The organism is Micromonospora sp. H33, from assembly GCF_052068455.1.
GTDB lineage: Bacteria > Actinomycetota > Actinomycetes > Mycobacteriales > Micromonosporaceae > Micromonospora.
Genome location: NZ_JBQHDE010000002.1, coordinates 614,308 through 637,428 on the forward strand (window position 1 = coordinate 614,308; position 23,121 = coordinate 637,428).

The 23,121-nt window shown below is 73.5% G+C and carries 25 protein-coding genes; 16 read left to right on the forward strand and 9 right to left on the reverse strand.

Going from position 1 to position 23,121, the window contains the following annotated elements:
- Window positions 1-51: 51 nt before the first annotated feature.
- From ACTMS0_RS08400 to ACTMS0_RS08425, 6 genes are all read left to right on the forward strand, one after another.
- Window positions 52-1,356: a cysteine desulfurase gene (locus ACTMS0_RS08400; RefSeq protein WP_441154529.1), complete on the forward strand. Its 1,305-nt coding sequence runs from the start codon at window positions 52-54 to the stop codon at window positions 1,354-1,356.
- Window positions 1,356-1,832, forward strand: a complete 477-nt coding sequence (gene sufU, locus ACTMS0_RS08405) for a Fe-S cluster assembly sulfur transfer protein SufU (protein WP_441154530.1) — start codon at window positions 1,356-1,358, stop codon at window positions 1,830-1,832. Before ACTMS0_RS08400 ends, sufU begins: the two co-directional genes overlap by 1 nt.
- Entirely contained in the window at window positions 1,829-2,260 is a 432-nt protein-coding gene (locus ACTMS0_RS08410; protein ID WP_441154531.1) for a metal-sulfur cluster assembly factor, read from the forward strand. Before sufU ends, ACTMS0_RS08410 begins: the two co-directional genes overlap by 4 nt.
- Window positions 2,261-2,587: 327 nt before the next feature.
- On the forward strand, window positions 2,588-3,214 hold the full coding sequence (locus ACTMS0_RS08415) for a LysE family transporter (protein ID WP_441154693.1): 627 nt from the start codon (window positions 2,588-2,590) through the stop codon (window positions 3,212-3,214).
- A gap of 34 nt (window positions 3,215-3,248) precedes the next feature.
- A complete protein-coding gene (locus ACTMS0_RS08420; protein ID WP_441154532.1) occupies window positions 3,249-3,911 on the forward strand; it encodes an acVLRF1 family peptidyl-tRNA hydrolase in 663 nt (220 codons plus the stop codon).
- Window positions 3,912-4,033: 122 nt separating this feature from the next.
- The gene (locus ACTMS0_RS08425; RefSeq protein WP_441154533.1) at window positions 4,034-4,405 is read left to right on the forward strand and encodes a YybH family protein; all 372 of its coding nucleotides are present in this window, start codon (window positions 4,034-4,036) and stop codon (window positions 4,403-4,405) included.
- Window positions 4,406-4,509: 104 nt separating this feature from the next.
- Here the strand turns inward: ACTMS0_RS08425 and ypfJ are convergent, their stop codons facing one another.
- On the reverse strand, window positions 4,510-5,424 hold the full coding sequence (ypfJ, locus tag ACTMS0_RS08430) for a KPN_02809 family neutral zinc metallopeptidase (RefSeq protein ID WP_441154694.1): 915 nt from the start codon (window positions 5,422-5,424) through the stop codon (window positions 4,510-4,512).
- A gap of 244 nt (window positions 5,425-5,668) precedes the next feature.
- Between ypfJ and ACTMS0_RS08435 the strand changes: the two genes are divergently transcribed.
- A complete protein-coding gene (locus ACTMS0_RS08435) occupies window positions 5,669-7,276 on the forward strand; it encodes an ABC-F family ATP-binding cassette domain-containing protein (protein ID WP_441154534.1) in 1,608 nt (535 codons plus the stop codon).
- 28 nt (window positions 7,277-7,304) lie between these two features.
- Here the strand turns inward: ACTMS0_RS08435 and ACTMS0_RS08440 are convergent, their stop codons facing one another.
- The gene (locus ACTMS0_RS08440; protein WP_441154535.1) at window positions 7,305-7,904 is read right to left on the reverse strand and encodes a cadmium resistance transporter; all 600 of its coding nucleotides are present in this window, start codon (window positions 7,902-7,904) and stop codon (window positions 7,305-7,307) included.
- A 224-nt stretch (window positions 7,905-8,128) separates the two neighbouring features.
- On the opposite strand from ACTMS0_RS08440, the gene ACTMS0_RS08445 reads away from it, so the two are divergent.
- The 3 genes from ACTMS0_RS08445 (at window position 8,129) to ACTMS0_RS08455 (ending at window position 11,261) form a co-directional block, all read left to right on the forward strand.
- Window positions 8,129-8,356, forward strand: coding sequence for a helix-turn-helix domain-containing protein (locus tag ACTMS0_RS08445; RefSeq protein ID WP_007462679.1), 228 nt, complete (start codon window positions 8,129-8,131; stop codon window positions 8,354-8,356).
- Between the two features lie 46 nt (window positions 8,357-8,402).
- Entirely contained in the window at window positions 8,403-9,170 is a 768-nt protein-coding gene (locus ACTMS0_RS08450) for an enoyl-CoA hydratase/isomerase family protein (RefSeq protein WP_441154536.1), read from the forward strand.
- A 114-nt stretch (window positions 9,171-9,284) separates the two neighbouring features.
- On the forward strand, window positions 9,285-11,261 hold the full coding sequence (locus ACTMS0_RS08455) for an ABC transporter ATP-binding protein (RefSeq protein WP_441154695.1): 1,977 nt from the start codon (window positions 9,285-9,287) through the stop codon (window positions 11,259-11,261).
- A 16-nt stretch (window positions 11,262-11,277) separates the two neighbouring features.
- Here the strand turns inward: ACTMS0_RS08455 and mug are convergent, their stop codons facing one another.
- From mug to ACTMS0_RS08485, 6 genes are all read right to left on the reverse strand, one after another.
- Window positions 11,278-11,835 carry a G/U mismatch-specific DNA glycosylase gene (gene mug, locus ACTMS0_RS08460; protein WP_441154537.1) on the reverse strand — a complete coding sequence of 186 codons (558 nt, stop codon included), beginning with the start codon at window positions 11,833-11,835 and terminating at the stop codon, window positions 11,278-11,280.
- Window positions 11,835-12,596 (reverse strand): SDR family oxidoreductase, encoded by a 762-nt coding sequence (locus ACTMS0_RS08465; RefSeq protein ID WP_441154538.1) that lies wholly within the window; start codon window positions 12,594-12,596, stop codon window positions 11,835-11,837. The genes mug and ACTMS0_RS08465 overlap by 1 nt, the downstream gene beginning before the upstream one ends.
- A gap of 135 nt (window positions 12,597-12,731) precedes the next feature.
- Window positions 12,732-13,133 (reverse strand): hypothetical protein, encoded by a 402-nt coding sequence (locus ACTMS0_RS08470; protein WP_441154696.1) that lies wholly within the window; start codon window positions 13,131-13,133, stop codon window positions 12,732-12,734.
- A gap of 95 nt (window positions 13,134-13,228) precedes the next feature.
- Window positions 13,229-14,047, reverse strand: a complete 819-nt coding sequence (locus ACTMS0_RS08475; RefSeq protein WP_441154539.1) for a DUF692 domain-containing protein — start codon at window positions 14,045-14,047, stop codon at window positions 13,229-13,231.
- A complete protein-coding gene (locus ACTMS0_RS08480; RefSeq protein ID WP_441154540.1) occupies window positions 14,044-14,952 on the reverse strand; it encodes a TIGR04222 domain-containing membrane protein in 909 nt (302 codons plus the stop codon). Before ACTMS0_RS08480 ends, ACTMS0_RS08475 begins: the two co-directional genes overlap by 4 nt.
- A gap of 125 nt (window positions 14,953-15,077) precedes the next feature.
- Window positions 15,078-15,650 (reverse strand): TetR/AcrR family transcriptional regulator, encoded by a 573-nt coding sequence (locus tag ACTMS0_RS08485; RefSeq protein ID WP_441154541.1) that lies wholly within the window; start codon window positions 15,648-15,650, stop codon window positions 15,078-15,080.
- A gap of 92 nt (window positions 15,651-15,742) precedes the next feature.
- On the opposite strand from ACTMS0_RS08485, the gene ACTMS0_RS08490 reads away from it, so the two are divergent.
- From ACTMS0_RS08490 to ACTMS0_RS08500, 3 genes are all read left to right on the forward strand, one after another.
- Entirely contained in the window at window positions 15,743-16,606 is an 864-nt protein-coding gene (locus ACTMS0_RS08490; RefSeq protein ID WP_441154542.1) for a carbon-nitrogen hydrolase family protein, read from the forward strand.
- Window positions 16,607-16,667: 61 nt separating this feature from the next.
- Entirely contained in the window at window positions 16,668-17,312 is a 645-nt protein-coding gene (locus tag ACTMS0_RS08495) for an HAD family hydrolase (RefSeq protein ID WP_441154543.1), read from the forward strand.
- A gap of 155 nt (window positions 17,313-17,467) precedes the next feature.
- A complete protein-coding gene (locus ACTMS0_RS08500) occupies window positions 17,468-18,403 on the forward strand; it encodes a serine protein kinase RIO (RefSeq protein WP_441154544.1) in 936 nt (311 codons plus the stop codon).
- Window positions 18,404-18,541: 138 nt separating this feature from the next.
- Here the strand turns inward: ACTMS0_RS08500 and ACTMS0_RS08505 are convergent, their stop codons facing one another.
- Window positions 18,542-18,796 (reverse strand): DUF2630 family protein, encoded by a 255-nt coding sequence (locus ACTMS0_RS08505; protein ID WP_441154545.1) that lies wholly within the window; start codon window positions 18,794-18,796, stop codon window positions 18,542-18,544.
- Between the two features lie 357 nt (window positions 18,797-19,153).
- On the opposite strand from ACTMS0_RS08505, the gene ACTMS0_RS08510 reads away from it, so the two are divergent.
- From ACTMS0_RS08510 to ACTMS0_RS08520, 3 genes are read left to right on the forward strand one after another with little or no spacing between them, the layout of a single operon-like run.
- Entirely contained in the window at window positions 19,154-20,524 is a 1,371-nt protein-coding gene (locus tag ACTMS0_RS08510; RefSeq protein ID WP_441154546.1) for a cytochrome P450, read from the forward strand.
- Window positions 20,521-21,438 (forward strand): terpene synthase family protein, encoded by a 918-nt coding sequence (locus tag ACTMS0_RS08515; protein WP_441154547.1) that lies wholly within the window; start codon window positions 20,521-20,523, stop codon window positions 21,436-21,438. The genes ACTMS0_RS08510 and ACTMS0_RS08515 overlap by 4 nt, the downstream gene beginning before the upstream one ends.
- Complete coding sequence (locus ACTMS0_RS08520) at window positions 21,428-23,092, forward strand: prenyltransferase (protein WP_441154548.1); 1,665 nt, start codon at window positions 21,428-21,430, stop codon at window positions 23,090-23,092. Before ACTMS0_RS08515 ends, ACTMS0_RS08520 begins: the two co-directional genes overlap by 11 nt.
- The last annotated feature ends 29 nt before the right edge of the window (window positions 23,093-23,121 follow it).

Genomic DNA, 23,121 nt, shown 5'->3' on the forward strand with positions numbered 1-23,121 from the left:
GTTCAGTCCGGTGGTGCCTCAGGGCAGCACGGAGCGTAGCGGAGTGCTGGCATGAGCTCGATCGCGATCCCGGCGGGCATGCCGCAGTACGACGACGTGCCCCGCTACGACGTCGCCGCGGTGCGCGCCGACTTCCCGATCCTGGATCGGGAGGTCAACGGGCACCCGCTGGTCTACCTGGACAGCGCGAACACCTCGCACAAGCCGCGCCAGGTGCTGGACGTGCTGCGCGAGCACTACGAGCGGCACAACGCCAACGTGTCGCGGTCGGTGCACACGCTGGGCACCGAGGCGACCGAGGCGTACGAGGGCGCGCGGGCCAAGGTCGCCGCGTTCATCAACGCCCCGAGCGTGGACGAGGTGGTGTTCACCAAGAACTCCACCGAGGCGATCAACATCGTGGCGTACGCGTTCTCGAACGCCTCGCTGCGCCCGGACGCCGACCCGCGCCTCCGGCTGGGTCCCGGTGACGAGGTGGTGATCTCCGAGATGGAGCACCACTCGAACATCGTCCCGTGGCAGCTGCTGTGTGAGCGCACCGGCGCGACCCTGCGCTGGTTCCCGGTCACCGACCACGGCCGCCTCGACGAGTCGGGCCTGGAGGACCTGGTCACCGAACGGACGAAGATCGTCTCGCTGGTGCACATGTCCAACATCCTCGGCACCGTCAACGCCACCTCGCGGATCACCCAGCGGGTCCGCGAGGTGGGTGCGCTGCTGCTGCTCGACTGCTCGCAGTCGGTGCCGCACATGCCGATGGACGTGGTCGACTACGACGCGGACTTCATCGTCTTCACCGGGCACAAGATGTGCGGCCCGACCGGCATCGGCGTGCTGTGGGGCCGGGCCGAGCTGCTCGCGGCGATGCCGCCGGTGCTCGGCGGCGGCTCGATGATCGAGACGGTGGCGATGTCGGGGTCGACCTTTGCCGCGCCGCCGGCCCGGTTCGAGGCGGGCACCCCGCCGATCGCCGAGGCCGTGGGCCTCGGCGCGGCGGTCGACTACCTGTCCGGCATCGGCATGCGGGCCATCCAGTGGCACGAGAAGCAGCTGACCGCGTACGCGCTGGACGCCCTCGCGACCGTCCGGGGCCTGCGGATCTTCGGTCCGACGGTGCCGGTAGGTCGGGGCGGCACGATCTCGTTCGCGCTCGGCGACATCCACCCGCACGACGTCGGTCAGGTCCTCGACTCGCTCGGCGTGCAGGTGCGGGTGGGCCACCACTGCGCCCGCCCGGTCTGCACCCGGTTCGGGGTGCCGGCCACGACCCGGGCGTCGTTCTACCTCTACACCACCACCGAGGAGATCGACGCTCTGGTAGCGGGCCTGGAGCAGGTGCGGAAGGTGTTCGACTGATGCAGCTCGACCAGCTCTACCAGGAGATCATCCTGGACCACTACAAGCACCCGCACGGCCGCGGCCTGCGTGACGCGGACGACCCGGCGGCGACCGTCGCCGAGGCGCACCACGTCAACCCGACCTGCGGCGACGAGGTCACCGTCCGGGTGGCCACGGACGGCGAGGTGCTGCACGACGTCTCGTACGACGGCATGGGCTGCTCGATCAGCCAGGCGTCGGCGAGCGTGCTGCACGAGCTGCTCGCCGGCCGGAAGGCCGGCGAGGCGTCCGTGGTGCACGAGGCGTTCGTGGAGTTGATGTCCGGCCGTGGCCAGGTCACGCCGGACGAGGACGTGCTCGGCGACGGGGTCGCTTTCGCGGGCGTCGCCCGCTACCCCGCCCGGGTGAAGTGTGCGCTGCTGCCGTGGATGGCGTTCAAGGACGCCGCGGCACGCGCCGGCGTGGGCGTCAGCCCGACGGAGGTGAAGGCATGAGCGAGAACACCGCGACCGAGGCGACTCCGGAGGCCGGCGACAGCACGGCGGCCGGTGCCGTGGGTGGTGCCGCCACCGAGGGCGGCGCGCCGGCGGCGGGCGGCAAGGCCGCCGTCGCCGACATCGAGGAGGCGATGAAGGACGTCGTCGACCCCGAGCTGGGCATCAACGTGGTCGATCTGGGTCTGGTGTACGGCGTCCACGTCGACGACGAGAACGTCGCCACCCTGGACATGACGCTCACCTCGGCGGCCTGCCCGCTGACCGACGTCATCGAGGACCAGGCCCGGTCGGCGCTGACCACCGGCCCCGGCGGCGGCCTGGTCAAGGACATCCGGATCAACTGGGTCTGGCTGCCGCCGTGGGGGCCGGACAAGATCACCGACGAGGGACGCGACCAGCTCCGCTCCCTCGGCTTCAACGTCTGACCGGACCGGTCGGAGAGCGGGCGCGGCACCCACCCGGGTGCCGCGCCCGACGCGTCCCCGCCCTACGCCTCCCACCCATCACCGGAGAGAACGCTCGTTCACGGAAAGAGTGGCTATCGGCCGCGGAATGGCCACTCTTTCCGTGAACGTGCGCGCCTGGGCGGGCGGAGGGGCGGTCGGAATTCGGTCGCGGTGGTGCGGGTGGGTGGCGGAGGATGGCGGCGTGATCGAGTCGTACCCGATGATGCAGTCCACTATCGCCGCGGCCACCGTCGCGCGCCGACAGCGGACCGCGCTCCGGTGCGTCTCGACCCGCCGCCGACCGTCGTGACCGGCGCGTTCCTGGCCGGGCTGGTCGCCGGGTACGGCGTCGCGATCCCGGTCGGCGCCATCGCCGTCCTGATCATGGGGCTCGCCGCGCGGAACTCGTTCCGGGTGGGCGCCGCCGCCGCGCTCGGCGTGGCCACCGCCGACGGTCTCTACGCGGCCGTCGCCGCCCTCGGCGGAGCGGCCCTGGCCACCGTCATCGCCCCGGTCGCCGGCCCGCTGCGCGTGGTGGCCGCCCTGGTGCTGCTCGGCCTCGCCGCTCACACCGCCTGGCGGGCCCTCCGCCCGGCGGCCGGTACGGCGACCGGCACCCCACGCCGCGGCCTGGACAGCCCGTCGAGGGCGTTCGCCGGGGTGCTCGCGCTGACCCTGCTCAACCCGGCGACCGTGGTCTACTTCGCGGCGCTCGTCCTCGGCCGCCGGGACGCCGCCGACCCCGATCTGACCGTCGCGGGCGCGTTCGTGCTCGGGGCGTTCCTCGCGTCAGCGAGTTGGCAGTTGCTGGTCGCCGGGGGCGGCACCCTGGTCGGCCGCGTGCTCGCCGGCCCGCGCGGCCGGCTGATGACCGCCCTCGCCTCCAGCACCATCATCGCCGCGCTCGCCGTCGCCACCCTGCTGGCCGGGTGAGGCGCGGCGGGCCCGGTGCCGTAGGTTCGGGTGCGTGAGCAGCAGGCCCGCAGCCGGTGGCGGTCGCTGGGTCGAGGTGGACCCGGGCCGGGTGCCCCGTTGGGTCGACGGCTTCGCCCACCGGCACGGCCCACCGGAGTTCGGTCCGCAGACGTACGGGCTGCTGCTCACCGCCCCGGACGGCGCGACCGCCGAACTGCACACCCCACCCGGCGCGGCGAAAGCCCCGGACCTGCCCGCCTTCATGGCGAATGCGGCGGCACCCCGGCGGATCGGCCTGTTGCTCGTCCGCAAGGGCGCGGTGGCGGTCGGGATCGCCGCGGGGGCGGAGCTGGTGGTGTCGAAGGTGGACACCCGCTACGTGCAGGGCCGTACCGCCGCGGGTGGCTGGTCGCAGCAGCGCTTCGCACGACGGCGGGACAACCAGGCGAAGGCGGCGCTGGGCGACGCGGTGGAGCTGGCGGTACGGCTGCTCCTGCCGGAGGTGGTGACGCTGGCCGCGCTGGTGTGCGGCGGTGACCGGCGGGCGGTGGACACCGTGCTGGCCGACCGGCGGCTGGCCCCGCTCGCGGCGCTGCGCGCGGACCGGCTGCTCGACGTGCCCGAGCCCCGGCAGGCGGTGCTGGTCGACGCGATCGCCGCCGCCCGCGCGGTCCGGATCCGGGTCCGCGAGCCGGCACCCGACCGTGCCGGCTGACTTCAGCGGTCGGCGGCGTCGCCGGATTACCTAGGTAAGAGCCGTTTCCACCCAGATGCGTCGTGCGGTGCGCCCGGTGACCGGCGCCGTCCGCCCCGGACCGCGGAACAGGAGAGACCACCATGACCAGCAGCAGCACCGAGGTTCAGATTCTGCGGACCGTCCTCGACCGGTGGAGGTCCGCCGTCGACGCCCACGACCCCGATCGGGTCGCGTCGTACTTCACCGAGGACGCGATCTTCCAGGGCCTGCACCCGTACACGGTCGGTCGTGACGGCGTCGCCGGGTACTACGCCGCCCAGCCCATCGGCATGACCGCCACGTACGACATCCGCGAGACCCGGCGCCTCGCGGACGACCTCGTCCTCGGCTACCTGAGTGTCGACTTCGCCTTCACCGACCGGCCGGTCGTGGCCGTCCACCTCGGCGTGATCGTGCGCCGGATCGGCGACACCTGGTTCATCAGCCACTACCAGGTGTCGCGGCTCGGATGACCCGACCATGACGCCGCCCCGCCCGGGCTCGCGCGCCGACCCGTGCACGCGGAAGGACCCCGGCGTCGGGTGGTCGCCGCGGTCCTTCCGCGGGCGGTCGCCGGTCAGCGGCTGCCGCTGAAGGTGTCACAGGACTTCGGGTCGCCGGTCTCGTAGCCGCGGGTGAACCACTCGCGGCGCTGCGCGGACGAGCCGTGGGTGAACTCGTCCGGGTTCACCGGCCGGTTCGCCCGCTCGGAGATGGCGTCGTCGCCGATCTTCTCCGCGGTGTCGATGGCCTGGGCGATGTCCTGCTCGCTGATGCTCTTGAAGATCTTCTGCCCGCTCTCGTCGGCGGTGCCGGTGGCGTTCTTCGCCCACGCTCCGGCGTAGCAGTCGGCCTGGAGCTCCAGCTTCACCGACAGCGCGTTGGCGTTGTCCGGGTCGCGCTGCTGCTGGCGGCGGACCTGCTCGTTGGTGCCGAGCAGGTTCTGCACGTGGTGGCCGTACTCGTGGGCCAGCACGTACGGCTGGGCGAACTCGCCCTCCGCGCCCAGCTGCTCGGCCAGCACCCGGTAGAAGGTCAGGTCGATGTACACCTGCGAGTCGGCGGGGCAGTAGAACGGGCCCACCCCGGAGTCGGCCTGCCCGCACGCGGTGTTGACGGCCTGGCTGAAGAAGACGGTGTCGGTGGCGCGGTACTGCTCGCCGAACGCCTGCGGCAGGGCGGTCCGCCAGTACGCCTGGATGGAGTTGACGTACAGGGCGTTGCGGCAGTCCAGCTGCTGGAGGGCGTCGTCCGCGGAGCACTTCTGCTCCAGGGAGGTGTTGTCGCCCTGCTCGCCGCCGCCGTTGGTGGCCGCGTTCAGGCCCAAGCCGCCCCCGACGAGGGCGACCAGGACCGCGATGATGATGCCGACGATGCCGCCCCGCCCGCCCCCGATCGGGATGGGGATCCCGCCGATGCCACCGCCGCCTCCGGACCCCCGCCGGTCGTCCACCTGACTGGTGTCGATCCGCGTCTTCTCGTTCAGCTCCATGTCTACCCCGATCACCGTCTGATTCCGTGTGGTGGTTGCGGTACCGGACCGGGTCCGGACGTCCGGTTCCGTACCCGATGATCTTGGCCGGTAATCCGGCGGGGCCATCCGGCGGCGCCCGGTACACTTGCCGCGTGCTGCTCTGCGAAGGCTGAACCGCCCCGCGCCGACGGGCCTCCCGCCCGCCGGCGCTCTCGCGTGCCCTGAGTCAGCCCTTCCAGACCCCGAGAGCGAGTCCTCCGACATGATCACTGCCACCGGCCTGGAGCTCCGCGCCGGCGCCCGGATCCTGCTGTCCGACACCACGCTGCGGGTGCAGCCCGGCGACCGGATCGGCCTGGTCGGCCGCAACGGCGCCGGCAAGACCACCACGCTGAAGGTCCTCGCCGGCGAGGGCCAGCCGTACGCCGGCCAGATCGACCGGCGCAGCAACATCGGCTACCTGCCGCAGGATCCGCGCACCGGCGACCTGGAGGTCACCGGTCGGGACCGGGTGCTCTCCGCCCGCGGGCTGGACGTGCTGATGGCCCAGATGACGGAGCTGGAGGCGAAGCTCGCCGAGGGGGCCGACGACGAGAAGCTGGTCCGCCGCTACGGCGCGCTGGAGGACCAGTTCGCCTCCCTCGGCGGGTACGCGGCCGAGGCGGAGGCCGCCCGCATCTGCGCCAACCTCGGCCTGCCCGACCGGGCCCTCGCGCAGACCATCGGCACCCTCTCCGGCGGTCAGCGCCGCCGCATCGAGCTGGCGCGGATCCTGTTCCGGGACGCGGGCGAGAACGGCGGGGGCATCCTGCTGCTCGACGAGCCGACCAACCACCTGGACGCCGACTCGATCACCTGGCTGCGCGGGTTCCTCGCCAACCACAAGGGCGGCCTCATCGTGATCTCCCACGACGCCTCGCTGCTGGAGGCCGTGGTCAACAAGGTCTGGTTCCTCGACGCGACCCGGTCCGTGGTGGACGTCTACAACCTGGGCTGGAAGGCGTACCTGGAGGCGCGGGAGACCGACGAGCGGCGCCGCCGCCGCGAGCGGGCCAACGCCGAGAAGAAGGCCGGCGCCCTGATGGCGCAGGCCGACAAGATGCGGGCCAAGGCCACCAAGACGGTCGCCGCGCAGAACATGGCCCGCCGCGCCGAGCGGCTGCTGTCCGGCCTGGACGAGGTCCGCGTCGCCGACAAGGTGGCGAAGGTGCGCTTCCCGACCCCCGCGCCGTGCGGTCGGACGCCGCTCACCGCGAGCGGCCTGTCCAAGTCGTACGGGTCGCTGGAGATCTTCACCGACGTCGACGTGGCGGTGGACCGGGGTTCCCGGGTGGCGATCCTCGGCCTCAACGGCGCCGGCAAGACCACGCTGCTGCGGATCCTCGGCGGCCTGTTGGAGCCGGACACCGGCGAGGTGCGGCCGGGGCACGGGCTGCGGCTGGGCTACTACGCCCAGGAGCACGAGACCCTGGACGTGGAGCGGACCATCCTCGAGCACATGCGCAGCGCCGCGTCGGAGCAGAGCGACACGGACCTGCGCAAGATCCTCGGCGCGTTCCTGTTCTCCGGCGAGGACGTGGACAAGCCGGCCGGGGTGCTCTCCGGCGGCGAGAAGACCCGGCTGGCGCTGGCCACCCTGGTCTGCTCCGGCGCGAACGTGCTGCTGCTGGACGAGCCGACGAACAACCTCGACCCGGTCAGCCGTGAGCAGGTGCTCGACGCCATCGCCCGTTACCCGGGGGCGATCGTGCTGGTCACGCACGACGCCGGCGCGGTGACCGCGCTGAAGCCGGACCGCGCGATCCTGCTGCCCGACGGCGACGAGGACGCATGGAGTGACGACCTCCTCGAACTGGTCGAGCTGGCCTGACCGCGCGCCGCCCGGCCCGGCGGGCGGGTCAGCCGGCCAGGTCGAGCAGGTGGCCGACGACGCCGGAGGTGGCCAGGATGACCACGCCGATGGCGACGAGGACCGCCGGGACGAGCCAACGGCCGGCGCGCTCGACCAGCCGGATCACCCGGGGGTGGCCGCCCAGCCAGGCCCCGGCGGCGCACCACACGGCGATGAGCACCACGAAGACCAGCAGGAAGATCGCGCTGTCGGCGGGGCCCAGCGCCCGGAACACCGGTACGTAGACCGCCACGTTGTCGGCGCCGTTGGCGATCGTCACGCCGGCCACGCCGAGCGTCCCGCCCACCACGGCGGGCGCCTCGTCGTCGTCCCGGTCCAGCAGCGCCCGGACGCCCAGCGCGACGGGCAGCAGCCCGAGCAGGCCGGTCCAGGGGTCGGGCACCACGAGCAGCCCGGCCGCCACCACCGCGCTGACCAGGACGAGCGCCCCGATGCCGAGGTACTGTCCGGCGACGATCTGCCCGGGGCGAGGCCGCCCGGTGGTGCGGGCGGCGACGAAGAACAGCGTCAGGATGACGATGTCGTCGACGTCGGTTGCGGCGAAGACGAGCGTCGCGCCAGCCGCGCTGCCGAGAAGATCGATCACGCCGCGGAGGGTAGCGCGGCTGGCGCTTTCCGCCGCCCGACGGACCGGTGCCGGCACGTCCGGCCGGTACGGCGGCACGGGTCGGCGGGATCACTCTATCGGGAAGCTGACATTGCTAAGCGTGTCGGTTGGCGAATAGTTGATATCTGGCGCATGATCGTTCGAGGCGGTCTAATAGGTGGGACCGTATCCGAACCGCACAGTCTGGGACGTGAGGACACAGCATGGCAGCCACTGGCACAGCCACCAGCACTGAGAAGGGTCGCCGGATCGTCGGAGCCGAGCGTCAGACGCTCGCCAAGGACCTGGTAAAGCGGTACACCTCGGGGGAGAGCATCCGCGCGCTCGCGGCCTCGACCGGCCGTTCCTACGGGTTCATCCACCGGGTGCTCACCGAGTCCGGGGTGCAGCTGCGCCAGCGCGGCGGCGCCCGGCGTCGCAAGAAGGCGTGACCCGCCCAGCAGCGTCGTCCATCAGCGCCGCGCCCCGGGCCGCCCGGTGACCGCCGAGGCGTCCGGGGTCCGGCTGGAATGCGACGGACCGATCGCCACGGTCACGTTGTGTCGGCCCGACGTGCTCAACGCCCAGACCCCGGCGATGTGGCGCGCGATGAGCGACTTCTCCCGGGACCTGCCCGGCGACGTACGCGTCGTGGTCGTGCGCGGCGAGGGCCGGGCGTTCTCCGCCGGCCTCGACCTGTCGGTGGCCGGTGCGACCGGGCCGGGCTCGTTCGCCGAGCTGTCCACCCTGCCCGAGCAGGAGTGCGCGGACCGCATCGCCGAGTTCCAGGCCGGCTTCACCTGGCTGCACCGACCCGACCTGATCTCGGTGGCGGCCGTCCAGGGGCACGCGATCGGCGCCGGCTTCCAGCTGGCGCTCGCCTGTGACCTGCGCGTGCTCGCCGAGAACGCGAAGCTCTCCATGGCCGAGGTGACGCTCGGCCTGGTCCCGGACCTCGCCGGCACCAAGCGCCTGGTCGAGCTCGTGGGATATTCGCGCGCCCTGGAGATCTGCGCCACCGGCCGGCGGATGGACGCCGCCGAGGCCGACCGGATCGGCCTGGCCACCGTGGTGGTGCCGACCGCCGAGCTGGACGGCGCCGTCCGCGACCTGACCGCCGGCCTGCTCGCCAGCAACCGGGACGCGGTCGTGGAGATCAAGGCGCTGCTCGCCGGTGCCGCCGGTCGGTCGCACGCCGACCAGCGGCGGGCGGAGCGGGAGGCACAGACCCGCCGGCTGCGCGACCTCGCCGGACGGGGAGAATAGTAAGGACCGTTCGGGAAGATCCGGGTTACGTCCGAGGTTGTCAGAGGCGTCGGGAGAATTGACTTCAGACGGTGCGGTCGACCCGACGACCCGGAGGTGAGCGTGTCCAATCCGATGTCCGGCGGCGGCATGGGCGGGTGGAGCATGCTCCGGTCGATGCGCAACCGGGACGAGATCTCCACCCACCGGCTCCAGCGGGGCGTCGCCCGGCGGATCGTGGCGTTCGCGCGGCCGTACCGGCGCGACATCGTCGTCTTCCTGGTCACCGTGGTGCTGGCCGCGATGATCGGCGTCGCCACTCCGGTGCTCGCCGGTGACGTCATCAACACGATCAACCGGGGCGGCTCCGACGCCGGCGGCATAGTGGTCCGGCTGGCGCTGTTCATCGCCGCGCTGGCCGTCGCCGACGCGCTGCTCTCCCTCGTCCAGAGGTGGTATTCGGCCCGCATCGGCGAGGGGATCATCCTCGACCTGCGCACCCGGGTCTACGACCACGTCCAGCGGATGCCGCTGCAGTTCTTCACCCGTACGCAGACCGGCGCGCTGGTCAGCCGGCTCAACAACGACGTGCTCGGCGCGCAGCGGGCCTTCACCTCGACGCTGTCCGGCGTGGTCAGCAACGTCATCCAGCTGGTGCTCACCGCCGCGGTGATGTTCACCCTCTCCTGGCAGATCACCGCGCTGTCGCTCGTGCTGCTGCCGATCTTCATCATCCCGGCGCGCCGGGTCGGCCGGCGTCTCGCCGACATCACCCGCGAGGCGTACAACCTGGACGCCAAGATGAACGCGACGATGACCGAGCGGTTCGGCGTCGCCGGTGCGCTGCTGGTCAAGCTCTTCGGCCGGCCCGACGTCGAGGCGGGCCGGTTCGCCGACCGGGCCGAGCGGGTGCGCGACATCGGCATCCAGTCCGCGATGTACTCGCGGACCTTCTTCGTGGCCATGCTGCTGGTGGCGTCGCTCGCGCAGGCACTCACCTACGGGCTCGGCGGCTGGCTCGCGGTCACCGGCAGCGTCAGCGCCGGCACCGTCGTGACGCTCGCGCTGCTGCTCACCCGCCTCTACGGTCCGCTCACCGCCCTGTCCAACGTCCGGGTCGACGTGATGAGCGCGCTCGTCTCCTTCGACCGGGTCTTCGAGGTGCTCGACCTCCACCCGGGCATCACGGAGAAGCCGGGCGCCGTGCCGGTCCCGCGGCGCAACGGCCGGGTCGAGTTCCGGGACGTGCGCTTCCGCTACCCCAGCGCGGCCGAGATCTCGCTGGCCTCCCTGGAGGACGTCGCCACCCTCGACCGCACGGTCACCGAGCCGGTGCTCAAGGGCGTCTCGTTCACCGTCGAGCCGGGGCAGATGGTCGCTCTGGTCGGCCCCTCCGGCGCCGGCAAGTCGACCCTGTCCATGCTGATCTCCCGGATCTACGACGTGACCGACGGCCAGGTGCTGGTCGGCGGCGTGGACGTCCGGGACGCCACCCTCGACTCGCTGCGCGACGAGATCGGTGTCGTCACGCAGGATTCGCACCTGTTCCACGAGACCATCGCGGAGAACCTGCGCTACGCCAAGCCCGACGCCACCGACGACGAGCTGTGGGCGGCCCTGGCCGGTGCGCAGGTCGCCGACCTGGTGCGCGCCCTGCCGGACGGCCTCGACACCGTCGTCGGCGAGCGCGGCTACCGCTTCTCCGGCGGCGAGAAGCAGCGCATCGCGATCGCGCGGCTCCTGCTCAAGGCACCGTCGATCGTCATCCTCGACGAGGCCACCGCCCACCTCGACTCGGAGAGCGAGGCGGCAGTGCAGCGGGCGCTGTCGGTCGCGCTGACCGGGCGGACCGCGCTGGTCATCGCGCACCGGCTCTCCACCGTCCGGGACGCCGACCAGATCCTGGTGCTCGATCAGGGGCGCATCGTCGAACGGGGCCGGCACGAGGAACTGGTCGCGGTCGGCGGGCTCTACGCCGAGCTGTACCGGACGCAGTTCGCCGTCGCCGACTCCCCGGCGCCGTACCAGGACGCGACCGGGCCGGAGCCGGTGGCGGTGCCGATGCGCTCGTACATCGCCGACGAGGCAATGCCGCCCGCCGCCGCCAACTGACCGCGCCGAGCGGCCCTCAGCCGGCCGCGACGGCGGCCCGCAGCTCGCCGAACGCGGCCCCGAGCGACTCCGGCGTGAAGTGCGCGTTTAGGCCGCTCGGGTTGGGCAGCACCCAGAGCCGGGCGCCGGCCAGCGGCTCCGGCTGCGGGCCGAAGGCTGCCTTCGGCCGCGCGAACCCGATGCGGTACGCGGTCACCCCGACCACCGCCACCCACCGCGGCCGGTAGCGGGCGACCTTGCCGGCCAGGATCTCCGCACCGGTGACGAGTTCCGCCGGGGTCAGCTCGTCGGCCCGGGCGCTGGCCCGCGCCACCATGTTGGTGATGCCCAACCCGTAGCCGGGCAACTCGTCCTGCTCACTGGGGTGCAGCTGCCGGGGCGTGAACCCGCCCCGGTGCAGCGCCGGCCAGAACCGGTTGCCTGGCCGGGCGAAATGCCACCCGGTCGCGGCGGACCACAGGCCGGGGTTGATCCCGACGAACAGCACGTCCAGCCCGGGCGCGATGACGTCGGCGAGGGTACGGTCGGCCGCGGCCGCCAGTTCCTCGCGCGTCGGCCGCGCGTGGCGGGCCATCACAGGCCCCGCAGCGCGCCGCCGTCGACCGGCAGCGTGATCCCGGTCAGGTAGCTCGCGGCGGGGGAGAGCACGAACGCCGCCACCCGACCGAACTCGGCCGGGTCGCCCAGCCGGCGCAGCGGGATGTCCGCCTCGGCGGCGGCGCGCGCCCGCTCGGGGTCGCCCGTCGCGGCGAAGAGCTGCACGTTCCGGTCGGTCATGATCCGTCCCGGCAGCAGCGCCACCACCCGGACGCCCCGGGGCCCGTACTCGTCGGCGACGTCCTTGGCGACGCCGGCGAGGCCGGGGCGCAGTCCGTTGGAGATCCCCAGGCCGGACAGCGGACTCCGGGCGGAGGTGGACAGGACCAGCCCGATGGCCCCGCCGCCGGTCAGCGCGCCGGCGACGGTCCGCACCGTCCGGACCGTCCCGAGGAACACCGTCTCGAAGGACCGGCGCCACTGCTCGTCGGTCACCGAGGCCGCGCTGCCGAGCGGCGGACCGCCGACCGAGACCAGCGCACCGTCGAGCCGCCCGTACGTGTCGAGGGCCGCCGCCACCAGTCGTTCCGGCGTGTCCGGGTCGGCCAGGTCAGCGGCCACGCCGACGGCGTGCCCCGGGCCGCCGAGGCGCCGGGCGGCGGCCTCGACCGCGTCGGCGTCCCGGGCGGAGAGGACCACGCGGGCCCCGTCGGCGACCAGGCACTCGGCGGTGGCGTAGCCGAGTCCCCGGGAGGCGCCGGTCAGCACGTACACGCGGTCGGTCAGTCCGAGATCCATGCCGTCGATCCTGCCGCATCCGTCGGGCGGGAAGCCGGGCGCGGTGCGCCCTCCTCTGGACCTGATGTCGTGACTGGATCGACGCGCCGACCGGCATCGAAGCCCGACCGGGACCGCAGGCCGGGGCCCGTCGGGTCAGCGGCGGGCGGGGCGCAGCAGGCGTACGCGACCGGCGAGCTGGACCGCGACGGCGCCGCCGGCGCGACCCCAGGCCGGGAACCGGCGCGGTCGTGGCGTGCCCTGCCCGTCGTAGCGGTGGCCCGCCTCCCGGGCGGCCAGCTCCTCGGCGCCCAGCGGCGGCAGCGTGCCCGCTCGGCGCAGGTCGCGGGCGAAGTCCCAGCCGTCGCGCAGGGAACCCGCTCCTGGCCGGCCGGCGGCCCAGTGCAGGAAGACCTCGGGCCAGCGGGGGCCAAGCCCCGCGGCGAGCAGCGGCCAGTGCCGGGCCACCTCGCCGGCCCGCTTGCGCAGCAGCGCGGTACGGGCGGCGGCCAGCGGCGCCGCCGCGAACCCGGCTGGCACCGGCGCCCCGGCCACCAGGGCGGCGACGAGCGCGGCCTGCCGGGCGGCGAGGGCGTGTGTGGACGTCCCACCGCCAGCGGGCTGTGCCGTCGACCGCCCCTGGTCGTCGCTGATCACGTGACCGCCGGGAAGCCCGACGCGGCGGCGAGGGCGTCCAGTTCGGTGCGGAGCACGTCGGCCGGCGGGTAGTGCCCGTCCCGCTCCAGCAGCAGCGCCGGCGGCCGCCGCCGGGCGCACAGCTCGCCCACCAGGTCCAGCACCGGGCGCGGCACCGGGTCGGTGTGGGTGTCGTGGTAGAAGCCGCCGTGCTCCGCCCCGCCGGCCACGTGCGCGTACGCGATCCGCTCCAGCGGGAGCCGGGCCAGCAGGGCGAGCGGGTCGGTGCCCCGGTTGCGGGCGTTGGCGTACACGTTGGCCACGTCGAGCAGGAGCAGGGCGCCGGTGCGCTCCAGGATCTCGGTGAGGAACGCGGCCTCGTCCAGCTCGTCGTCGGGCCAGTCGAAGAGGGCCGCGATCGGTTCCAGCGCGATCGGCACCGGCAGCTCGGCCTGGGCGCGGGCGACGTTCGCGCAGACCGCCGCGACCGCCTCCCGACTGCGCGGCAGCGGCAGCAGGTGTCCCGCCTCCAGGCCGCCGGCACGGACGAACGCGATGTGTTCGCTGACCAGCGGCGCGCCGGTCAGGTCGGCGACCGCGGCCAGGTGGGCCACCCGCGCCGGGTCGACCGGCTCCGCGCCGCCGAGGGAGAGCCGCACCCCGTGGGGTACGACGGTGACGCCCCGCTCGCGCAGGGCGGCGAGCCCGTCCGGGAGCGGGCCGGTGGCGGGCACCGACTCCGCGATGACCTCGACGAAGCGCAGCCCGGGCAGCTCGGCGACGAAACCGGCGATCTCCGGCCGCCAGCCGATGCCCACCCCGGCCGGCCCGGTCATCCGCCGCACCCGCCGCCACCGCCGCAGCCGCCCCCGCCACCGCAGGAGCTGCCGCCTCCGCTGTCGCCGCCGCCGCAGCCCCCACCTCCGGACGAGCCGCCACCGCTGAGGGCCTGCCGCTGGATCTCGGCCTGCTCGGCGAAGCCCGGATCCATGGCCCAGAGGGACGCCGTGCCGAAGAGGGCGACCCCCATGGCAGCGCCGGCGGCGCCGTAGGTGGCGTACGCCGGGGCGGACGCGGGTGCCAGATAGGTGTGCCGCCGGCGCAACTCGCGCAGGGCCCGGTCGGCCGCGCGGGTCCGCCACGGCACCCGGTAGAGCAGGACGGTCGCGATGAGCAACGGAATCAGGCTCAGGACGAGCCAGCCCACCGGACGCTCGTTGTTGAGGCCCTCGAAGATCCGGAACACGCCGAGCAGCACCAGGGCGAAGAGCAGCAGGGAGCCACGGCGCAGGGCGTTGCGGCGTTCCGGGTCCAGTGCCAGCCCGCGTTGCTGCAGGCCGGCGCGAAGCTGATCGAGCGCCTGCCGCACCCATTCGTCCCGGCGCAGGTCGCGAGTGTGGGTGTGCCGGCCGGCGGCGGCGTGGATCGCCTGGTCCAGCGGGGTGATCCCGGCCGGCGGGGGACCGCCGACGGTGAGCCGTCGGTCCGGCCCCACCCCGATCGCCCCACTGCCGCGCAGCCCGCCGAGCGAGGTCCAGATCGCCAGTTGCTCGCCGCCGTTGAGGTAGGCGACCTGCTGCGGGCCGAGGTCGCCGACGTCGCTGACGGTGGGGCCGGCGAGACCACGGACCCGCTGGACCAGCAGACCGATGACGAGCACGGCGGCCGCCAGCAGGTAGAGCCGGAGGAAGAGCGGACCGGGGATGCCCCAGGTGTCGCCGGGGGCCGCGAGGACGGTCATGTGCTGCTCCTGTCGCGGAGGGGATCGCGGCCCCATTGTGGAGCAGGCCCGCCAGCGCCGGCCGCGGGTGCGGGTGCAGTTACCGGACCGCAACCTGCCGCCCCGGGGCGGTCGTCGCCCGCTGGTCAGGGGCGGCGGACCGCCTCCTCCACGAGGTCGAGCACCGGGCCGAGGTCACCGGCCGGCCGGCCCATCGCCAGGTGCAGGACCAGGCCGTCGTACGCCAGCTCGAGGAACTGCGCCAGCACGTCGATCGGCACGTCGTCGCGTAGGACGCCCGCCTCCCGCTGCCGTACCAGGCGGTCGCGGGTCGCCTCGGCGATGGCCGCGGACCGCTCCGCCCACCGCTTGGCGAACGCCGGATCGGTCCGCAGCCGGCGGGACACCTCCAGCTGGCTGCCCAGCCAGCCGGTCGTGTCCGGCGAGACCGCCCGGGCCAGCAGGTCGCGCATCACCTGGACCAGGCCGTTGCGGGCGACCGTCTCGACCATCGTGGCCGCGTCGTCCTCGGCGACGGCGAGGAACAGCGAGTCCTTGTCGCGGAAGTGGTGGAAGATCGCACCTCGGGACAGCCCGGTGGCCTCCTCGAGGCGGCGCACGGTCGCGCCCTCGTACCCGTGCCGGGCGAAACAGGCCCGCGCCGCGGCGAGGATCTCCTGCCTGCGCGCGTCGAGCTGGTCCTGACTTACTCTGGGCACGGGTCGATCGTGTCAGGTCACCCCGCGTCACGCAAACCGTACGTACGGCTTGTGGCTGCTCCGCCCGGCGGCCCGGCGGTTAGGATCCGCGCGTGACGCCACCCACCACCGCCCTTCCCACCGCGCCGTTGACCGTCGCGGCGGTGCAGTCCCAGCCCGTACCGGGAGACGTGCCCGGAAACGCGGCCGGCGCCGCGGCCCTCGTGCGCCGGGCAGCCGGTGAGGGGGCGCGGGTGGTCGTCCTGCCGGAGCTGTTCCTGCCCGCGTACCACCCGCCGACCCTCGCCGCGGACCCGGCCGGCACCGACGTCACGGCCGACGCCGCGCGGCGCGTCGCCGACCCCCGCCTGGAGCCGCTGCGCGACGCCGCGCGCGACGGCGGCGCGGTCGTCGTGATCGGCGCGGCCGTCCGGCAGCCCGACGGCCGGCGGACCATCTCCGCCCTGGTGGTCGACCGGGCCGGGGAGATCCGCGTCGGGTACGACAAGCAGCAGCTCTGGAGCGGCGAGCGGGAACTGTTCGATCCCGGTGACCGGGGCGCCACCCTGCTCGTCGACGACTGGCGGCTCGGCCTCGGCATCTGCTACGACGGCTGCTTCCCCGAGCACGGCCGGGCGGCCGCGGCGGACGGGGCGCACGCCTACCTGTGCCCGAGCGGCTACCTGGCCGGCTCCGCGCACCGCCGCGACCTCTACTACGCCGCGCGTGCCCTGGACAACACCATGTACGTGGTGTTCGCCAACGCCGTCGGTGGCGCCGACCCGTGGCGGTTCAACGGCGGCGCCGCCATCTACGACCCGGAGGGCCGCCCGCTCGCCCGCGGCGCGGACACCGGGGAGGCGGTGCTGGTCGCCACGCTGGACCCCGACGCGCTGGCCCGCACCCGGGCCGCCCACGCCATGCTCCTCGACCGGCTTCCCGATCAGGGGCTCACCCGTTCGTCGTTGACGGCCTGACGGACGGCGACGGGTCGCTCGGCCCTGTCGGTGGGACAGGTCGGTCCCGTAGGGTTCCCGAGTGCCGCTGCTCCTGCTCGATCTGGACAACACGCTGCTCGACCGGGAGGGCCCGTTCCGCGCCTGGGGTGAGCGGTTCCTGGCCAGCATCGGTGCGCCGGCCGCCGACATCGACTGGCTGCTCTCCATCGACGCGGACGGGCTCACCGACCGCTGGGACATCGCCGACGCCATCCGTGACCGGTACGCGCTGCGGATCCCGTCCATCGACCTGGTGGAGGAACTGCACGACGGGGTGGTGGCGTACACCCGCCTGGACCCGCTCGTGGCCTGCACGCTGCGGATCGCCGACGAGGCCGGCTGGGTGCCCGTGGTGGTGAGCAACGGTGCGGTACGCCAGCAGGACGCCAAGATCCGGCGGACCGGGCTGGACCGGTACGTCGCAGACTGGGTCATCTCCGAGGAAGCCGGCGTGAGCAAGCCGAACCCGAGGATCTTCGCGCTGGCCGCCCAGCGGGTCCGGATGCCGTTGCGGGGGGCCTGGGTGATCGGCGACGGCCCGGAGGCGGACATCGGCGGCGCGGCCGCCATCGGCCTGCCGAGCGTCTGGCTGCACCGCGGCCGTACCTGGACCGACGGTCGGTTCGCCCCGACCTACACCGTCGACGGCCTGATCGCCGCTGTCGCCACGGTTCTCGGCGCGTAAATCGGTTGCTCCCGGCGGTCGCCGGTCGGCAGCATGGTGCCGCATCGTGCACCCGGGCGTGGACGCCCGGTCGAGGAGAGGGGGTCGGTCATGGCCGTCTTCGCAGGTCGCTTCCACCTGCCTCCAGCAACCTCGACCAAGGGACTCTCACCGCAGTGCGCGATCACGACCTTCCGGCGCCGGAGCGCCGTACCCGCGGCAAGCGCCGCTTCGACGACGACGAACCACACTTCCTGAAGCGCGGCCGGCCCGCCGAGCCGCTGCTCACCGACCCCGACGCCGAGCCGGACCCGGAGACGGGGGATACCTGGTCGTCCTGGGACGACGCGGTCCACGGCCCCGAACCGCACCCGGACTGGCTGGTCACCGAACTGGCCGCCAAGGACACCGACCTGGGCGTGCTGAAGACCGGCAAGGAGGCCGACGTCCACCTGGTTCGCCGGGCGGTGCCCGGCACCGACCGGTCCTGCCTGCTGGCGGTCAAGCGGTACCGGGACGCCAACCACCGGCTGTTCCACCGGGATGCCGGCTATCTGGAGGGGCGCCGGGTCCGCCGGTCCCGGGAGATGCGGGCGATGACCGGTCGCACCTCGTTCGGCCGCCAGATGATCGCCGGGCAGTGGGCGGCGGCCGAGTTCGCCGCGCTGAGCCGGCTCTGGGAGATCGGCTCCCGGTACGGCACGATCGCCGTGCCGTACCCGGTTCAGCTGCGCGGCACCGAGCTGATGCTGGAGTTCCTCGGCGACGCCGACGGCGGGCGCGCCGCCCCGCGGCTGGCCCAACTGCGACCGGAGGACGAGGAGCTGCGCGACCTGTGGCGGCAGCTCGTCGACGCCCTGGTCGTGCTCGCCCGCGCCGGACACGCCCACGGCGACCTGTCGCCGTACAACCTGCTGGTGCACGCGGGGCGCCTGGTGCTCATCGACCTGCCGCAGGTGGTCGACCTGGTCGCCAACCCGCAGGGCCCGGAGTTCCTGGCCCGGGACGTCCAGGTGGTCGCCGCCTGGTTCGCCGCGCGCGGGCTGCCGGCGGCGCAGGCCGACCCGACGGCCCTGACCGAGCTGCTGCTGCGGGAGGCGGGTCTGCGCTGACCGGGACCGTCCCGGGCCACCGGTGAGCCCGTCCGGGACCGCGCGACGGTCCGGCACCGCCCTCGTGGGCGGCCCGGACCGTCGCGACGGTCTCCGAGGCTGTCGGGGAACCCCGCCCCGGGGTTTCCCGACAGCCTCTCACTGGAGGTAGCGCTCGACCTCCGGCACCGGGCGTACGCCCTGCGCGTCGGGATCACCGTGGGTCGACCGGGCGGCGCGCCGCCGGCGCAGCATGTCCCAGCACTGGTCCAGCGACTCCTCCAGCTCACGCAGGCGGGTGCGGGCCTCCTCGTCGGTGCCCGCCTCGTTGGCCTGGGCGTCGGCGCGGAGCCGGTGCTCCTCGTCGACCAGCTCGGAGATCCGCTTCAGGATGGTCTTGTCGTCCATGACCATGAGCCTGGCACAGGGCGGCGGTGCGCGCCCGGATTCGCCGTCGTCGGACGGGACGGGCGCGCCGTCGTACCCCGGACGTGCGATCCGCCGCCCGGGCGGGCCCGGCCCGGCGGGTGGGCGCCGGCCGTGCGGTGGCTGGCGGGGTACGCGGGGGACCGCCGCAACCGGAGGTCCCGTCGCACGTCAAGTGCCGCAGCCGCAAGAACCACGGCGTCGAGTGTGGACACCCGCAATTTGTTGTACGCGATAATTTCCTCACGGTCGCTGGATATCCGGGCCTGACTGATGGCATGCTCAGCGAATCGTCACGCTGAATGTCGGGACGGTCACTGACCGCTGATGGGAAAGGGGCGCTGGATGCCAGTCCCCTCCAGACCGGTGAACCGCACGAGGTCCGTACCCCTGCGCCAGATCCTGCCGGCCGTGGTACGGGATCCGGCCCGCGCGTTGATCGACGTCGGCGAGCGCGGTGGCGGTGACATCCTCCGGCTGAACCTGGGCACCTTCCGCCCGTACCTGGTCACCCATCCCCGGCACGTGCAGCACGTCCTGCGCGAGCGGGCGGACAACTACGATCGGGCCGGCGACGGGCTGTTCTGGCGGCCGGTCAAGCGGCTCTTCGGCGAGGGCATCCTCGGTGAGGGGCAGATCTGGTCCGCCAGCCGGCGGACCCTCCAGCCGCTGTTCACGGCCAAGCGTGTCGGCGCCATGGTCGACGGGATGGCCGAGACGATCGCCGAGGCCGTCGACGAGCTCGGCACGCCGTCGCCGGACGGCCGTACCGTCGACATCGGAGTCGAGCAGGCCCGGATCGTGTCCCGGGCCATCATGCGGGTCCTCTTCGCCGACCGGATCTCGGTCCCCGACGCCATGCGGGTCATCGCGGCGCAGGACGTGATCGCCACGGCCGTCATCCCGCGGATCGTCGTGCCGTTCGCCCCGCTCTCGCTGCCGATGCCCGGCGACCGTCGGTTCCGCCGGGCGGTGCGGATCGTCGACGAGGTCCTCGTACCGATCGTCCGGGCCTCGCGGGCCGACGGCGGTGGCGACGACATCATCTCGACGCTGTGGCGGGCGCGGACCGACGACGGCCGGCAACTGGACGAGCGGCAGGTACGCAACGACACCGTCGCGATGTTCGCGGCCACCACCGAGACCACGATCAACGTGCTCACCTGGCTCTGGCCGCACCTCGACCAGCACCCCGACGTCGCCGACCGGCTGTACGAGGAGATCGAGCGGGTGGTGGGCCGGGGGCCGGTCGCCCGCGAACACCTGGACCGGCTCCCGTACACCCGGATGGTCCTCGACGAACTGCTCCGGCTCTACCCGATCGGGTGGCTCATCCCGCGCCGGGCGGTGGCCGACGACGTGATCGACGGGGTCCGGGTGGAGGCCGGCGCCACCGTGGTGGCCAGCCCGCTCATCACCCAGCGGATGTCCGCGTTCTGGGACCGGCCCGACGAGTTCGACCCGGAGCGGTTCCGGCCGGAGCGCGTCCGCGCGCGGCACCGCTACGCGCACTTCCCCTTCGGCGGCGGCCCCCACCAGTGTCTGGGAATGCACCTGTTCTATCTGGAGGCGCAGCTCATCGTGGCCACGATGCTCAGTCGGTACCGGTTCCGGATGCGCAGCCGCGGTGTGCCGGGTCTGCGGCTGGCCGCGGCGCTGCGGCCGCAGGAGCGGGTGAAGCTGACGTTGGTCGCCGCCCGATCGGCCGCGGTATGACGGCCGCCCTGTCGCCCGTACGGCAGAAGGTGGCGGAGCACCTCGCCGTCTCCACCGAGCACGGTCGGATCTCCGCCCTCGCCGCGCACGGTCACCGCGACCTGCTCGACCGGGCCGCGGCGTACCCCGGGCTGTTCTCCGCGCGCGCCTTCGAGCCCGCGCTGTACGCCAACATCGCACTGATCATGGCCTTCACCTCGCCCTGGTGTTCACCCGCCGATCTGCGGGTCGCCAGCCGCGCCGTGTTGTGGGCGTTCGCGCTCGACTGGCAGATCGACCATGCTGCCCAGGGCCGCGAGGAGATCGAGGACGCGGCTGCCCGCTACCTCACGGTCGCGGCCGGTGGTCCGGCTGAGCCGGACGACGACATGTCTCGTCTCCTCTCGGAGATTCGCGACGACCTGGCCGGCGGACCCGGCCGCGAGCTGCTCCCGCTGTGGCGGACCGCGCTCGAGCGGGTGTTGTCGGCGATGCAGCGGGAATGGGAGTGGAAGACGGCCCGCCGGGCCGGCGGGTCCTCACCCAGCCTGCAGGAGTACCTGGACAACGCCGACAACCTCGCGAGCACCTTCGTCAACGTCACCCACCTGGCCCACACGGGCGACCGCCAGGTCCATCAACGCATCACCGAGCTGGTCGAGGCCAGCGACGAGGTGCAGCGGGTGTTGCGGCTGGTCAACGACCTCTCCACCTACCGCCGCGACCTGGCATGGGGTGACCTGAACAGCTTGTTGCTGGTCGACGACCGGACCGAGGTGGAGCAGCGGATCCAGAGCGGGACAAGCCGGTGCCGGGCACTGCTCGCGGAGCTCGAGCCGAGCTGTCCTCGGGCGGTCGAGTACCTGGCCCGGCAGCTGGGCTACAGCAGCGCTTTCTACGGCTCCACCGACTTCTGGGCCTCCGATGAGCATTGACTCCGCCGCGGCTGTCCGGGCCGGACAGCCGCAGTCCGCCGACCGTGCCGGGCAGCCGGTCGACCTGGAACACGTGGCCCACGAGATCGTCGCGGCGATGACCCGGACACCGGTAGGACATTCGTCCCCGTCGGTGTACGAGACGGCCCGGCTCGTCGCTCTCGCGCCCTGGCTGATCCACCACGCCGACCGGGTCGCCTGGTTGTTGGACGGCCAGCATGCCGACGGAACCTGGGGCGGGCGTGACGCGTACGCATTCGTGCCGACCCTGAGTGCCACCGGAGCCCTGCTCACGGTCCTCCGGGGGCGGCGGATGGCGGGCGAGGTCGACGAGTCCCGGCTCACGGCCGCGGTGCGCAGAGGCCTGGACGTGCTCCACGACCGCCTCGTTGCCCTTCGTCCCGCGACGTTGCCGGACACCCCGGCGGTCGACCTCATCGTGCCGGCGCTGATCGAGGAGATCAACGAGCAGCTGAGAGCGGACGGGCCGGCCCCGTCGGGGCCGAGCGTCCCGGCGGGCCGTCCCCCGTTGCCGCTGCCGGTGGGACTGAGCCGGGACCGACTGGAGCGGATCCGGGACCGGCTCCGATCGGGGCAGCGGGTCCCGGACAAGGTGCTGCACGCCCTCGAGGTCGGTGGGAGGGTGGCTCGCCGGGCCCCGGGGGTGGTCCCGGTCGGCCCGGGGTGCGTCGGGGCGTCTCCGGCAGCGACCGCTGCCTGGCTTGGTGTTCCGGGCGGAGGCGGGCAGGCGGAAGCCGCGCTCCGATTCCTGGTGGAGGAGTCTCGACGCCACGGTGGTCCGGTACCGCCCGCTGTCCCGATCACCGTCTTCGAGCGGTCCTGGGTGCTCAGCGCACTGGCCCGGGCCCGCGTGCGGGTGTCCCCGCCGCCGAGCGTGCTCGTCGAACTGGCCGGGGTCCTGGGCCCGAACGGGACGGCGACGGGACCGGGGCTACCGGCGGACGCCGACACCACCGCCATGACCCTGTACGCGCTCGGACGGTTCGGCCAGGCCGCCGACCCGTCCTGCCTGTGGCCGTACGACACCGGCGAGCACTTCTGCACCTGGCAGGGCGAGGACGGCGCCTCGGTCACCACGAACGCCCACGTGCTCGACGCGCTGGGCTTGCAGCTGTCGAAGCGCGCCGATCCCGACGAGCCGTTGGCCGCTGTGGTGCGACGGCTGACCGACTGGCTGTGCGGGCAGCAGCGGCCGGAGGGGATGTGGGCGGACCGGTGGCACTCCTCGCCCTACTACGCCACGAACTGCGTGGTGCTCGCCCTGGTCGCGCACGGCCGGGGCGTACCCACGGCGACGGCCGTCCGGCGAGCCGCCCGCTGGGTGCTCTCGTCGCAGCGAGCGGACGGCTCATGGGGCAGGTGGGCGGGCAGCGTGGAGGAGACGGCGTACGCGCTGCAGACCCTGCACGCCGCCGGTCGGTTCGTGCCGGAGGCGGCGCCGGTTCGGCGGCGCGGCCACCAGTGGCTGTCCGAGATGGACGGTCTCGACGGCGCGCCGCCACTCTGGCACGACAAGGATCTTTACCGGCCGGATGTCATCGTCCGGGCCGAGGTGCTGGCGACGCGCCGGCTCGCCGAGCCGACCGGCGGAGCGACCGGACGAACCCTGCCGGCACACGGCGAACCGGCGTGATCAGGGCTGCTTGAGTGAACTTTCCGACA